The sequence below is a fragment of the Acidobacteriota bacterium genome (assembly GCA_030697165.1).
Classification (GTDB): domain Bacteria; phylum Acidobacteriota; class Vicinamibacteria; order Vicinamibacterales; family UBA2999; genus 12-FULL-67-14b.
This window is the reverse complement of sequence record JAUYQQ010000008.1, coordinates 5001-18967: the sequence shown is the minus strand read 5'-3', so window position 1 is coordinate 18967 and position 13967 is coordinate 5001. Positions and strand designations below refer to the sequence as shown.

14 protein-coding genes (1 of these 14 only partly in view) are annotated in these 13967 nt (G+C 66.4%); 13 read left to right on the top strand and 1 reads right to left on the bottom strand.

Features of this window, described 5'->3' with window-relative positions:
- Positions 1–17: 17 nt before the first annotated feature.
- The 12 genes from purB to purN all read left to right on the top strand — a co-directional run bounded on the left by purB (position 18) and on the right by purN (position 11721).
- Positions 18–1328 carry an adenylosuccinate lyase gene (gene purB / locus Q8T13_06380; protein ID MDP3717374.1) on the top strand — a complete coding sequence of 437 codons (1311 nt, stop codon included), beginning with the start codon at positions 18–20 and terminating at the stop codon, positions 1326–1328.
- 19 nt (positions 1329–1347) lie between these two features.
- Complete coding sequence (purS, locus tag Q8T13_06375; GenBank protein MDP3717373.1) at positions 1348–1590, top strand: phosphoribosylformylglycinamidine synthase subunit PurS; 243 nt, start codon at positions 1348–1350, stop codon at positions 1588–1590.
- Positions 1591–1627: 37 nt separating this feature from the next.
- Entirely contained in the window at positions 1628–2329 is a 702-nt protein-coding gene (gene purQ / locus Q8T13_06370) for a phosphoribosylformylglycinamidine synthase subunit PurQ (GenBank protein ID MDP3717372.1), read from the top strand.
- An 8-nt stretch (positions 2330–2337) separates the two neighbouring features.
- Positions 2338–4611 carry a phosphoribosylformylglycinamidine synthase subunit PurL gene (gene purL / locus Q8T13_06365; protein ID MDP3717371.1) on the top strand — a complete coding sequence of 758 codons (2274 nt, stop codon included), beginning with the start codon at positions 2338–2340 and terminating at the stop codon, positions 4609–4611.
- A complete protein-coding gene (gene purF, locus Q8T13_06360; protein MDP3717370.1) occupies positions 4601–6043 on the top strand; it encodes an amidophosphoribosyltransferase in 1443 nt (480 codons plus the stop codon). The genes purL and purF overlap by 11 nt, the downstream gene beginning before the upstream one ends.
- The gene (locus Q8T13_06355) at positions 6036–7208 is read left to right on the top strand and encodes a HEAT repeat domain-containing protein (protein ID MDP3717369.1); all 1173 of its coding nucleotides are present in this window, start codon (positions 6036–6038) and stop codon (positions 7206–7208) included. Before purF ends, Q8T13_06355 begins: the two co-directional genes overlap by 8 nt.
- 40 nt (positions 7209–7248) lie before the next feature.
- Positions 7249–8274 (top strand): phosphoribosylformylglycinamidine cyclo-ligase, encoded by a 1026-nt coding sequence (purM, locus tag Q8T13_06350; GenBank protein ID MDP3717368.1) that lies wholly within the window; start codon positions 7249–7251, stop codon positions 8272–8274.
- Between the two features lie 9 nt (positions 8275–8283).
- Entirely contained in the window at positions 8284–8880 is a 597-nt protein-coding gene (locus Q8T13_06345; GenBank protein MDP3717367.1) for a hypothetical protein, read from the top strand.
- Positions 8881–8964: 84 nt separating this feature from the next.
- Entirely contained in the window at positions 8965–10566 is a 1602-nt protein-coding gene (locus tag Q8T13_06340) for a GMC family oxidoreductase (protein ID MDP3717366.1), read from the top strand.
- A 32-nt stretch (positions 10567–10598) separates the two neighbouring features.
- Positions 10599–10826: a CopG family transcriptional regulator gene (locus Q8T13_06335; GenBank protein ID MDP3717365.1), complete on the top strand. Its 228-nt coding sequence runs from the start codon at positions 10599–10601 to the stop codon at positions 10824–10826.
- Positions 10811–11137, top strand: a complete 327-nt coding sequence (locus tag Q8T13_06330; protein MDP3717364.1) for a type II toxin-antitoxin system PemK/MazF family toxin — start codon at positions 10811–10813, stop codon at positions 11135–11137. Before Q8T13_06335 ends, Q8T13_06330 begins: the two co-directional genes overlap by 16 nt.
- Positions 11134–11721 (top strand): phosphoribosylglycinamide formyltransferase, encoded by a 588-nt coding sequence (purN, locus tag Q8T13_06325; GenBank protein MDP3717363.1) that lies wholly within the window; start codon positions 11134–11136, stop codon positions 11719–11721. Before Q8T13_06330 ends, purN begins: the two co-directional genes overlap by 4 nt.
- Here the strand turns inward: purN and Q8T13_06320 are convergent.
- Entirely contained in the window at positions 11718–12542 is an 825-nt protein-coding gene (locus tag Q8T13_06320; GenBank protein ID MDP3717362.1) for a metallophosphoesterase, read from the bottom strand. The genes purN and Q8T13_06320 overlap by 4 nt on opposite strands.
- A gap of 205 nt (positions 12543–12747) precedes the next feature.
- Here Q8T13_06320 and tyrS point away from each other — a divergent pair, with 205 nt between their 5' ends.
- Positions 12748–13967 carry the 5' portion of a tyrosine--tRNA ligase gene (tyrS, locus tag Q8T13_06315; protein ID MDP3717361.1) on the top strand. Its footprint extends 52 nt past the window's final position, so 1220 of the gene's 1272 nt are visible here — the first part of the coding sequence; its start codon is at positions 12748–12750; the stop codon falls past the right edge of the window.

Genomic DNA, 13967 nt, shown 5'->3' with positions numbered 1-13967 from the left:
ACTCCCGACTCCCGACCATGATCAGCCGCTACACCAACCCCGAGATGGGCCGCATCTGGAGCGACCAGCGGCGCTACGAAACCTGGCTCCAGGTCGAAGTGGCCGCCGCCGAGGCGATGGCCGCCGCCGGCATCATCCCCGCCGAAGCGGCGCGGGACCTGCGCGAGAAGGGCGCCTTCGACGTTGCCCGCATCGACGAAATCGAAAAGGTCACCCAGCACGACGTCATTGCCTTCACCACCTCGGTGGCCGAGAAGGTTGGGCCGTCGGCGCGCTGGCTGCACTTTGGCCTGACCTCGTCCGACGTGATCGACACCGCGCAGGCGGTGCAGATGGTCGAGGCGTGCGACGTGATCCTGAAGCTGCTGACCGGCCTCGGCGAGGCCGTCAAGACGCGCGCGATCGAGCACAAGGACACGCCGATGATCGGGCGGACGCACGGCGTCCATGCCGAGGTCATGACCTTCGGCTTGAAGCTGGCGCTGTGGTACGCCGACATCGCCCGCTCGATCGAGCGCGTGCGGCGGGCCCGCGAGGGCGTGCGCGTGGGCATGATCTCGGGTGCGGTCGGCACCTTCGCGCACCTGGACCCGAAGATCGAGGAAGACGTGTGCCACCGGCTCGGGCTCGAGCCCGACGCCGTGTCGTCGCAGGTCATCCAGCGCGATCGCCACGCCGAGTTGTTGAGCGCGCTGGCCATCACCGGGGCATGCCTCGAAAAGTTCGCGCTCGAGATTCGCGGCCTGCAGAAGACCGAGATCGGCGAAGTCGAGGAGCCGTTTGCCAAGGGGCAAAAAGGGTCGTCGGCGATGCCGCACAAGCGCAACCCGATTGGCTGCGAACAGATCGTCGGCCTGGCCCGCCTGCTGCGCAGCAACGCCATGGCGGCGATGGAGAACGTGGCGCTGTGGCACGAGCGCGACATCTCGCACTCGTCGGTCGAGCGCGTCATCCTGCCCGACACCTTCATTGCCCTCGACCACATGTTGCGCCGCTTCACCCGCATCGTCAGCGGCATGGTGGTGTATCCCGATCGCATGCTGGCCAACCTGAACCGGTCGCGCGGCGTGGTGTTCTCGGGACAGGTGCTGCTCGAACTGGCCCGCCACGGCGTCTCGCGCGAGCAGGCCTACGAGTGGGTGCAGCGCAACGCCATGCGCTCGTTCCACGAGCAGCAGGACTTCAAGCCGCTGCTGCTGGCCGATGCCGACATCGCCGTGGTGCTGCCGGCTGATGAGATTGAAAAGGCGTTCGACCTGAAGGAACAGCTCCGCAACGTCGACGTCGTGTTCGCCCGAGTTTTTGATACCAGGAGGGCGGCACTTTAGTGCCGCCGGAGGAGATCGTATGCGTGCCCGTGTGTATGTGACCTTGAAGCCGTCCGTGTTCGATCCCCAGGGCCGCGTCGTCGCGGATGCGCTCGTCACGCTCGGCTACCAGGACGTGCAGGATGTGCGGCAGGGCAAGTTCTTCGAGGTCGAGCTCACTGAGCCGGATGCGACGAAGGCGAAGGCGCGGGTGACCGAGATGGCCGACAAGCTGCTCGCCAACCCGGTGATCGAGAGCTACCGCGTCGAGGTCTTCGAATGAGGCGGGAGTCGGGAACCGGGAGTCGGGAGTCGAACCGATGAAATTCTCAGTGGTCGTCTTCCCCGGGTCGAACTCGGATTACGACGCGTTCTACGCGGCCTCGGCGGTGATTGGCGAGGACGCGGCGCTGGTGTGGCACAAGGACACCGACCTGCAGGGCGCCGACGTGGTGATCCTGCCTGGCGGCTTCGCGCACGGCGACTACCTTCGCACCGGCGCCATTGCCCGTTTCTCGCCGATCATGTCGGCGGTCAAGGCGTTTGCCGACCGCGGCGGGCCGGTGCTGGGCATCTGCAATGGCTTCCAGGTGCTGCTCGAGGCGGGCATGCTGCCGGGCGCCATGGTCAGGAACGACCGCATCAAGTTCGTGTCGCGACTGGTGCCGGTGCGCGTTGAGCAAACCGATACGCCGTTCACGGCGGCCTGCGCCGCCCGGCAAGTGCTGCACATGCCGGTGGCGCACGGCGAGGGCAACTACTACGCCGATCCCGAGACGCTGGCCGCGCTCGAGGCCCACCGCCAGGTCGTGTTCCGCTACGCGGATGCCGCCGGCGAGGTCACGCCCGCCAGCAACATCAACGGCTCGCTCAACAACATCGCCGGCATCTGTAACCGGCAACGCAACGTGGTGGGGCTGATGCCGCACCCCGAGCGCGCGACGGAAGCCCAGCTGGGGAGCGCGGACGGCCGCGTGATCCTGGCATCGGCAGTGAAAGCTCTCGCATCCCTCTCGAGGTAACGGCACCGGTGGCAGTCATTGACGCGGCAGTTCTGGAACGACACGGCATCAAGCCGGACGAGTACGAGCGCATTCTCGAGCTGATGGGCCGCGAGCCCAACCTGCTGGAGCTGGGCCTGTTCTCGGTGATGTGGTCCGAGCACTGCAGCTACAAGAGCTCGCGCGTGCACCTGAAGACGCTGCCGACCACCGGCCCGCGCGTCGTGCAGGGGCCCGGCGAGAACGCCGGCGCGGTCGACATCGGTGGTGGCTTATGCGCGGTCTTCAAGATTGAGTCGCACAACCATCCCTCGTTCATCGAGCCGTACCAGGGCGCTGCGACCGGTGTCGGCGGCATCATCCGCGACATCTTCACCATGGGCGCGCGGCCGATCGCGCTCCTGAACGCGCTGCGTTTCGGCTCGCTCGACCAGCCGCTGGCCCGCCGCATTTTCGAGGGGGTCGTCGCCGGCGTCGGCGGCTACGGCAACAGCATCGGCATCCCGACCGTGGGCGGCGAGATCGTTTTCGACGACATGTACTCCGGCAACCCGCTCGTGAACGTGCTGTGCCTCGGCATCTCGCGCATCGACGGCATCGTCAAAGGCGCCGCCAAGGGCGCCGGCAACCCGGTGTTCTACGTTGGTGCCAAGACCGGCCGCGACGGCATCCACGGCGCGACCATGGCGTCGGCCGAGTTCGACGAGAAGTCGGCCGAGAAGCGTCCGGCCGTGCAGGTCGGCGATCCCTTCATGGAGAAGCTCCTGATGGAGGCCTGCATCGAGGTGATGAAGACCGGCGCGGTGCTGGGCCTCCAGGACATGGGCGCGGCCGGCCTGTCGTGCGCGACCTCGGAGATGGGTTCGCGCGGCGGCGTCGGCATGACCATCGATGTGATGCATGTGCCGCAACGCGAGACCGGCATGACCCCCTACGAGATCATGCTGTCGGAGTCGCAGGAGCGCATGTTGCTGGTGGTCGAGAAGGGCCGCGAGCACGAAGTGACGGCGGTGTTCGAGAAGTGGGACCTGCACGCGGTGCAGGTCGGCGAGGTGGTCGAGGGCTCGCGCCTGAAGGTCCACGAGCGCGGTGTGCTGGTGGCTGACGTGCCGAACCGTGCGTTGACCGATGAAGCACCGGTGTATCGCCGGCCCATGCAGGAACCGTCGTGGCAGAAGGACGTGCGGAAGCTGTCGCTCGACGCCCTTGGTCCGCCGCCGGCCGCCCAGGCGGCGTTCGATCGGCTGCTCACGGTGCCGACCATTGCCAGCAAGCGCTGGGCCTACGGGCAGTACGACCACAGCGTCGGTACCAACACGATCGCCCAGCCCGGCATGTCGGCGGCCGTGGTGCGCGTGAAGGGCACCACCACCGGCCTGGCCGTGTCGGTCGACGGCAACGGCCGGTTCTGTTATCTCGATCCGCACCGTGGCGCCATGCTGGCCGTGGCCGAGGCCGGGCGCAACGTCGCGTGCGCCGGCGGCGAGCCGATCGGCGGCACCAACAACCTCAACTTCGGCAATCCCGAGCGGCCCGAGATCATGTGGCAGCTGGGCGAGGCCGTGCGCGGCATTGGCGAAGCGTGCCGGGCGCTGGGCATTCCCATCACCGGCGGCAACGTCAGCCTTTACAACGAGACTGAAGGCCGGGCCATCTACCCGACCCCAGTGCTGGGCGTGGTCGGCCTGCTCGAAGACGCCGCGAAGACGACGACGCGCGCGTTCAAACGAGCGGGCGCGGCGGTGGTGTTGCTGGGCGATAATCTGGGCGAGTTGGGCGGCAGCGAATACCTTGCCACCATGCACGGCACGGTGGCCGGTATGCCGCCCGCGCTGGACCTGGCGCGGGAAGCCGCGCTGCAGAAGCTGATTGTCACGCTGATTCGCGGTGGGTTGGTAGATTCGGCGCACGACTGTTCGGAAGGCGGCCTCGCCGTCACGTTGGCCGAGTGCACGTTCAACAGCGGCGGCATTGGGGTGACCGCTGATGTCGCCGAGGTCCGGCTAAAGCCGGACACTACAGCTGATGTGGCGTCCGGCTTTAGCCGGACCTACACTGTCAACGCCACACTGTTCGGCGAATCAGCATCGCGGATCGTCGTATCGGCTTCGACAGAGCGCCTCGACGCGGTCCTCGCCGCCGCGAAGGACGCAGGCGTCACGGCCACCGTGATCGGCAAGACCGGCGGCGATCGCATTCGTTTGAGCGTGGGGGGCACGGCGGCGGTTGACTCGGCCATCGTCGCTGCCGAGCAGGCCTGGGCAACGTCGATCGAGCGAAGGATGAGTGGCAATGTTCGATAAGTTCCGCGACGAGTGCGGGGTCTTCGGCATTTACGGCCACCCGGAAGCGTCGAAGCTGGCCTACCTGGGCCTCTACGCGCTGCAGCATCGCGGACAGGAAAGCGCCGGCATTGCCTCGGCCGACGGCGAGCGCGTGCGGCTCGTCCGCCAGATGGGCTACGTCAACGACATCTTCAACGAGGCGACGCTGGCGACGCTGAGCGGACCGATCGCGATCGGCCACACTCGCTATTCGACCGCCGGTGAAAGCAAGCTGTCGAACGCACAACCCATCCTGATCGACTGCGTCCACGGCCAGGTCGGCATCTGCCACAACGGCAACATCGTCAATGCCAACGAAGTGCGCGACCGGCTGGTCCGCGCCGGCTCGATCTTCCAGACCAACAGCGACACCGAAGTGGTGCTGCATTTGTACGCGCGGTCGCAGGCCGGCTCGGTCGAAGACGCGCTGGTTGAGTCGGTTACGCAATTGACCGGCGCCTTCTCGTTCGCGCTGATCACCAAGGACTCCATGATAGCCGTGCGCGATCCGCACGGCTTCAGGCCGCTGGCCCTGGGCAAGCTCGATAACTCCTGGGTGGTCAGTTCAGAGACTTGCGCGCTCGACCTGATTGGCGCCACCTACGTACGTGACGTCGAGCCCGGCGAAGTGCTGATCATCGGGCCGCACGGGCTGCGATCGGTCAAGCCGTTCCCGAAGGCGCAGTTGTCGCACTGCATTTTCGAGCACGTTTATTTCGCCCGCCCCGACAGCGAGGTGTTCGGCCAGAGCGTCAACGAAGTGCGCACCGAGCTGGGCCGGGTGCTGGCGCGAGAGACCGGCGTCGAGGCGGATGTGGTCGTGCCCATTCCCGACTCGGGCGTCTGCGCGGCGATTGGCTATTCCGAGGAATCGAAGATTCCCCTGCGGATGGGCTTGATCCGCAATCACTACGTCGGCCGGACGTTCATCGAGCCGGCGCAGTCGATCCGTCACTTCGGCGTCAAGGTGAAGTTGAACCCGGTGAAGAGCATTCTCGCCGGCAAGCGCGTGGTGCTGGTCGACGATTCGCTGGTGCGCGGCACCACCAGCCGGAAGATCGTGAAGATGGTGCGCGCGTCGGGCGCGAAGGAAGTGCACCTGCGCATCAGTTGCCCACCGACGGTCTCGCCGTGTTTCTACGGCGTCGATACGCCGCGGCGGCAGGAGCTGATCGGCGCCACCCACACGCTCGAGGAGATTCGCAAGTACGTCGCCGCCGACACCATCGGCTACCTCAGCCTCGACGGCCTGTTGTCGTCGGTCAAGGGGCAGGGGCCGTCGTACTGCACGTCGTGCTATACCGGCCAGTATCCGGTCGCCTTCCCGCGCGACCATAGTGGCTACCTGCAGTTGTCGCTCAAGATCGATGGCCCGCGTCAGCCCCTTCCGGAAGAGGAACCCGTTGGCTGAGCGTCTTGGCCTTGTCACGCTGGCGTTGCTGCTGGCGGGCACGACTGCGCTCGCGCAGGAGCGCGGTCCGACACCCGCGTCGCCCGAAGAGATCCGCGTGGCCATTGGCAAGCTCGGCGACCTCGATTACCCGACACGCATGGGCGCGGGCCGGACCCTTCGCCGTGCGCCTACCGCGCAAGTGGTGCCGGCCCTGCTCGAGGCCATCAGCGGGCACGCCGACGGCTACATCCGCTACAAGGCGCTGATCCTGCTGACCGGATTCAATGACCCGCGGACGGTCGACACCATGCGCGAGGCCATGGTCTCGCCCAACGACCGCCTGCGCGAGGTGGCGTTTGCGTACTTCGAGCAGTTCCCCTCAGCGTCGCTCGCGCCAGGCATGCTGGCGGCGCTCGACAAGGAGCAGGGCGAGTTCGTGCGTCCGGCGCTGATTCGGGCGCTGGCGGCCATCCACAAGGAACCCAAGGTCACCGACGCCTTGATCCGCGACGCCGGTCGCGGCGTCGACTTCTTCCGCAGCACCGTAATCGAGGCGCTCGGCGACTACAAGATTGCCGCCGGTGTGCCTAAGCTCATCGAGATCGCCAAGATCGACGGGCCGTTACAGGACGATGCGGCGACGGCGCTGGGGAAGATTGGCGACAACGCGGCGCTCGGCACTCTGGCGGAACTGCAGCGAACGGCGCCGAAGGAAGCGCAGCCGGCCATTGCCGCCGCGATCTGCCTGATGGGCACCAACTGCTCGGCGCACGTCGGCTATCTCGAGAAGACCCTGACTTTTGCCGACACTTATCCGGGGTATCAGGAGCTGTTGCGTGGCGCCGCCGCGGGCCTGGGCAACGTGGCCAGGCAGGGCAATGAAGAGGCGTTGAACATCCTGTTTCGTGTCGGCATTCCGTCGCAGGATCCGGTGCGCGCCCCGGTCACGCTGGCGCTCGGCCTGGTGGCGCTGCGCAACACGCCGCTGATGCTGAAGGCGATCGGGTCGCATCCCGACCAGGCCGGCGCCATCGGCATTCTCGCCGAGGCGTTCGACATGCTCGAGGAGGACCTCGAGGAAGAGCGCTTCTTCGTCGCGGTTCGCCGCGCCTACTGGTCGGCCCCCGATGGCTCGGAGATGCGCAAGCTGTGCGAGCTGCTGATCACCAAGTTGGACTTCTAGGGTCCCGGCCCCCAAGTCCCAAGCCCCAAGCCCCAAGCCCATGGATTACAAGAGTTCTGGCGTAGATATCGACGCGGGCCACGAGACCGTTCGCCGCATCAAGAAGCTGGCGCAATCGACCTTTACGCCCGGCGTGCTGTCGGAGATCGGCTCGTTCGGCGGTCTGTTCAAGCTCGATCCGGCGGCCTGGAAGGAGCCGGTGCTGGTGTCGAGCGCCGACGGCGTTGGCACCAAGCTCAAGGTCGCCTTCATGGCCAACCAGCACACCACCATTGGTGTGGACCTGGTGAACCACTGCGTCAACGACATCCTGGTGCAGGGCGCCGTGCCGCTGTTCTTTCTCGACTATCTCGCCACCGGCAAGCTCTCGCCCGATGTGGCTGAGCAGATCGTGCAGGGCCTGGCGCGCGCCTGCAAGGATAACGGCTGCGCGCTGCTCGGCGGCGAAACCGCCGAGATGCCGGGCTTCTACAACGACGGCGAATACGACGTCGCCGGGTTCATTGTCGGCGCCGTGGATCGCGCCCGCCTGATCGACGGCAAGACCATCGCCGCCGGCGACGTGCTGCTCGGATTGCCGTCGAGCGGCCTGCACACCAACGGCTATTCGCTCGCCCGCAAGATCGCGTTCGAGGAGCTGAAACTGGATGTCGACACGCACGTGCCCGACCTTGGCGAGACGGTCGGCCAGGCGCTGCTGCGTCCCCACCGGTCGTACCTGCCGGCGATCAAGCCACTGCTGGGCAAGGGCGTCATCAAGGGCATGGCGCACATCACCGGCGGCGGCATTACCGACAACCTGCCGCGGGTGTTGCCGGCGGGAACCGCCGCGCGCGTCGACCGCACCTCGTGGCGGGTGCCGGCCATTTTCCGCTGGCTGGGAGAATCCGGCCGGGTCCCGGAGTACGACCTCCGCCGCGCGCTGAACATGGGCATCGGCATGATCCTGGTCGTCGGGAAGAACGACGTGGACGCCGTTCGCCAGGAACTGCTCAACGCCGGCGAAGCCAACAGCCTGGTCATTGGCGACATCATCGTGGGTGAACCCGGCGTCGAGTACGTGTAGCATCGGCACATGAAGCGGCGCGCCCTGTTGCAATGGCTGGCCTCCGGTGCGGTCACGCTGCCGGTGTGGCGCGCCGACCTGTCGGCTGTGGCCCTGGCGCAGGCAGACTTGCTCAGCACGGGCCATGTGTTCGTGCTCCGGGACGTCGCGACCACGGTGTTGCCTTCGGCGATCGGCGCGAAGGGGCAGGACGAAGCCGTCGACAGCTTCCTGCGCTGGCTTCGCGACTACAAAGAGGGCGTGCCGCTGTCGCACGGCTACGGCGAGCCGCGGTTGGTTCGGAGCGGACCCTCGCCCGCGCCCGGTTACGGAACGCAGATCGCGGCGCTGCAGCAGGCTGCCGCCGAGCGCGGGGGCCGGTTTGGCGCCTTGCCCCTCGAAGCGCGCCGCGCCATTCTCGACACGGCCTTCACGCAGGCCGGCATCCTGAACCTGCCGTCACGTCCCGATGGCAAGCACGTCATCACCGACCTGATGGCCCACTACTTCCGCAGCAGTGCCGCCAACGACCTTTGCTACAACGCGCGCATCGGCCGGCACACCTATCGCGCCATCCGCATCACAACCGCGCAGCCGCAGCCATTGAACGGAGGGCGGGGGCTTTAGCCTTCGCCGACCACCATGCCTGTCCACGAATCCGACATCTGCGTCATCGGCGGCGGGCCACAGATTGGCACCGATTAGGCACCGATGACCATTCACGAATCTGACATCTGCGTCATCGGCGGTGGCATTACGGCGGCCATGCTGGTCGAACGCCTGTCCGAGCTGAAGCCTGGTCTGAGCATCACCGTGGTCGAGGCTGGCCGCTCGATCTTCGATCGCGAGAACCGCGGCCAGTACCATCGCCGCGCGCTGGCGTACGGCGAGCATCCGTGGCACGACGACTTCATCGAGGATCAGCAGGCCAAGGGCATGATCTCGATGACCATGGCCGTCGGCGGCCAGGCGTTGCACTGGGGCGGCGCGTGCAATCGATTCTCCGAGGAGGATCTGCGGCTCAGGTCCATGTATGGGCTGGCGGATGACTGGCCCATGACGTGGGCCGAACTCGAGCGGTACTACGTCGAGGCCGAACGCCGCCTGAATGTTGCCGGAGACACCAGTCCGTATCCCGAAGATCGCCGATCGGCGCCGTATCCGCAGCCGGCGATGCCGCTGTCGTACAACCTGCAGGTTCTCAGGAAGTGGGCAGAACAGAGCGGGCTGAAGTTCTCGCCGCTGCCGATGTCGCGCAACGTGAGCGCGCCGTTTGGCGGCCGCGGGCAGTGCGGGCTCTACGACACCTGCGGCGATGTCTGTCCCACCGGTGCACGCTACTCACCGGATTACACCTATCAGCAGCTGATTGCCGCGAACAAGGTGACGCTGCACGACCGCATGCTGATCCGGCGCCTCGTCGTGGACGAGGGACGCTCGACGATCGCCATGGCGCAGGGTTATCACCAGGATCGGCCGAACGAGGTGACCGAGTATCGCGCACGGCAGTTCGTGCTGGCGTCGGGCCAGTGCTGGAGCCCGCACCTGTTGCTGCTGTCGACGAGCCCTCGGTTCCCCAACGGCATTGCCAATCGATCCGGATTGGTCGGGCGCTACATGAACGGTCACAAGTTCATTTCGGCCCAGGCGACGATCGACGAAGAAACGTTCCCCGGGCAGAACATGAGTCACAGCCTGATCTCGCGCGAGTACTTCCGATGCGCCCCAGGTGCCCCGTTCGTGCGGCACGATACGCGGGTCTGGGAGAGCTCGGCCGGCAAGGAACCTCGGCTGCGCAGCGCCGACGGCGGCCTCTTACTGGGCGACGAACTGCTCAACGAGTGGCGCGGTCGCGCGCTCAAGGGTAGTTCGGTTCGCTTGCGCACTTACTACGACTCGCATCCGTCTGCCGATAGCCGGCTCTCGCTCGACCCGGCGTCGAAGAATCGCTACGGCGATCCCATGCCGAAGATCGAGCACCGGCTCGACGCCGCTGCCGAGGCGCGCGAAGCCGCCACGCTGGCGCATTGCACGGGCGTGTTCGAGCGCCTGGTGCGCGCCAGCAATGGCCGGCTGACCGGCCAGCCGTCGGTCTCGACCTACTGGGACCACCCGGCCGGCGGTTGCCGCATGGGCACCGACCCGGCCACCAGCGTTTGCGACAGCTTCGGCCGGACCCACGATCACGAGAACCTGTTCGTGATCGGCGCCCCCACCCTGCCGACCGGCGGTTGCACCAACGGCACGCTCACGTTCGTGGCGGTATCGTTGCGCTCCGCCGCTCACATTGCCTCGCTCAGCGCCCGGTTTTGATTGTGGACTCAAGTGTGGAGTAGACTCCACATATGGAGACCATCCAGGTCGTGCTCGACGCGCCGCTCTTGAAAGCAGCGGACAAGGCCGCGCGCCGGTTCAAGGTAAACCGCTCCGCGCTGGTTCGCGACGCGCTGCGTGCACATCTCTCCGCACTTGCGAATCGAGACCGGGAAGCGGCCGATCGCCGTGGTTACGAGCTGATTCCCGACGAGGTGGACTCGCCGTGGCTGGCGCTGGCGTCATGGCCGGACGAGTAGCTCGCGGTGAAGTTCGGCTGGTGGCTTTCGCCAAGCCTGACAAGTCTCGGCCCGCGCTGGTGCTCACTCGCGACACCACCATTGCGCACCTCAACCGTGTTGTCGTCGCACCGATCACCTCAACGATCCGGAGCGTGCCTTCGGAGGTCGTGCTCGGTCCGGATGACGGCATGAAGAGCGCCTGCGCCGTCAACCTGCACAACGTGATCTGCATTGACAAGAGAGCGATCGGCCGGCGCATAGCGGACTTGAACGACGAACGAATGCGTGAGGTGTGCGCGGCGCTTGGCTTCGCCCTCGGCTGCCAATGAGCGGCGCATTCAGCTGGCGCATCGGCGTCCTCATCTCAGGTCGCGGCTCGAACCTAAAGGCGATCATCGACGCGATTGACGATGGCCGCCTCGACGCGACGATCGCAGTCGTGATCTCGAACAAGGCCGACGCGGCCGGGTTGGAGCATGCGCGCCACGCCGGCATCGAGACCCTGGTGCTCGGCCACAAAGCGTATGGCTCGCGCGAGGATTACGACCGCGCGATGGCCCAGAAGCTGACGGATCGCGGCGTGGGCTTGGTTTGTCTGGCTGGCTTCATGCGGCTGTTGAGCCCGGTGTTCGTGGATGCGTTCCCGAACCGTATTCTCAACATCCATCCCTCATTGCTGCCGAAATACCCCGGCCTGCATCCGCAGCAGCAGGCGCTCGACGATGGCGCCACGGTCAGCGGCGCCACTGTTCATATTGTGAACAAGGACCTGGATGCCGGCCCGATCGTCCTGCAGCGCGAGGTGCCGGTCCTGCCCGGCGACACCGCCGACACCCTGGCGGCGCGAATCCTGGCCGTCGAACACGGCCTGTACCCAGAGGCGATCCGAGTAGTCCTGGAACGCAGCCGTTAATTCGCGGCCGGCCGCAGGGTGAGCACCGCCACGTCCGGCGGGCAGTTGATCCGGACCGGTACATAGACGGTGCCGACACCCTTGCTGACGAATAACGAGGTATTCTCGCGCATCGCGTAGCCGGACAGCACCGGGAACTTGCGTCCGGCGATGGCCCCGACCGCGGGCACGATGACCTGACCGCCGTGGGTGTGGCCCGACAACACCAGCTGCACGTCCAGCGCCGCGGCCTCGACCAGCCGCCGCGGGTCATGCGCGAGCAGGATCGTCGTGCCACTGGTGCCCTTCAGCACCGACGCGATCTCACCTGGTGACCGGGTCCAGAAACGAATGCCGGCAATGTCGAGTGGCTCCCCTCGCACCGTGAGCGCGGTCCGCTGATCCTTCAGTACCGTAAAGCCGCGGGCCGACAGCGCCGCCGGCACCTCTCGCTCATCGTCGTGGTTGCCGAGGACGGCGAACGAGCCGAAAGGGGCATTGGCGAGGGGCGCCAGCAGTTCGGCGACGGGACCGGCGTAGGCGCGATCGAAAAAGCTGACGTAGTCGCCGCCCAGGACGATGATGTCGGGCGCCGCTTCCTTCAGTACCGCGACCGCGCGCGACACGTCTTCGGCCGACACGACTGGGCTGTGGTGGACGTCGGTGATCATCCCGATGCGCAGGCCATCGAGTGCCGGCGGGAGACCGCGCACGGCGATGTCGCGGACGATGCGATCGATGTGGTGCCGCTCGTAGGCGACCCCGTATGCGGCCACGCCGGTCAGTGCGCCTGCCGTGACCACGGTCGCCGAGCGGAGAAAGTCGCGGCGCGTCAGGGCCACGGGGGCAGTGTATGAGGAAAGTTGAAAGTTGAGAAGTTGGTAGTTGGAAGTTGCAGTTCCCAGTTTCAATTCCAGTCCAGCCCAGCTCCCGGTTCCCCTGGCAGGCGCCGCGTCGCCAGAACTGGGAAACGGAAACTGAAACTGAAACTCTCAACTGAAACTACCAACTGCCAACTCTTGAACTTTCAACCTATAGTTGTCACCCATGAGCGTGTTCGATGAGTTCCAGTGGCGTGGCATGTTTTCCGACGCAACCGATGGCGCCAGGGACGCGCTGGCGGCCGGGAAGGTGACCGCCTACATCGGCTTCGATCCGACCGCGTCGAGCCTGCACGTCGGCTCGCTGCTGACGGTGATGGGGCTGGCGCGCCTGCAGCGCTTCGGGCACACGCCGATCGCCCTGGTTGGCGGCGGCACGGGGATGATTGGCGACCCGAGCGGCAAGTCGCAGGAGCGGGTGCTGCTCTCGACCGAGCAGGTGAACCAGAACGTTGCCGGCATTCGCGCGCAGCTCGAGCGCTTTCTCGACTTCTCCGCAGCGCCCAACGCCGCTCGCATCGTCAACAACGCCGACTGGCTGGGCGCGATCGATATCCTCACGTTTCTCCGCGACGTCGGCAAGCACTTCAGCATTGGCTACATGCTGCAGAAGGAATCGGTGAGCCGGCGGCTCGAGAGCGAAGAAGGCATTTCGTACACCGAGTTCAGCTACCTGATCCTGCAGTCGTACGACTTCCTGCACCTGTTCGATCGCGAGGGCTGCACTATTCAGATGGGCGGCAGTGATCAGTGGGGCAACATCACGGCCGGCACCGATCTGATTCGCAAGGTGCGCGGCAAGAAGGCGCACGGCCTGGTGTGGCCGCTGCTCAAGACCTCCTCGGGCACGAAGTTCGGCAAGACCGAGGCCGGCACCGTGTGGCTGGATCCTGAGCGAACGTCGCCGTTCAGCTTCTACCAGTTCTGGCTGAACACCGACGATCGCGACGTGATCAGCCACCTGAAGTTGTTCACGTGGCTCGACCGCGAGGCGATCGCCGCGCTCGCGGAGACGGTGACGGCCCGGCCGGAGGCGCGCGAGGCGCAGCGCACGCTGGCGCGTGAGGTCACGTCGATGGTCCACGGGGCCGACGCGTTGGCGCGGGCCGAGCGCGGCGCGGCGGTGCTGTACGGCGGGCCGCTCGCAGACGCCTCGGTGGAGGATGTGCTGATGGTGTTTGCTGATGTGCCGGCCGTGACGGTGCCGCGCGAGGCGTTCGTGGCGGGGATGGCGGCGACGGAGTTGGCCGTCACGGCAGGCGTGGCCGCGTCGAAGGGCGAGGCCGCGCGATTGATCAAGCAGGGTGGTCTCTCGGTGAACGATCAGAAGCTTACCGACGAGCGCGGCGTGATCACTCTCGAGCAAGCGTTTGGCGGGCAGCTCTA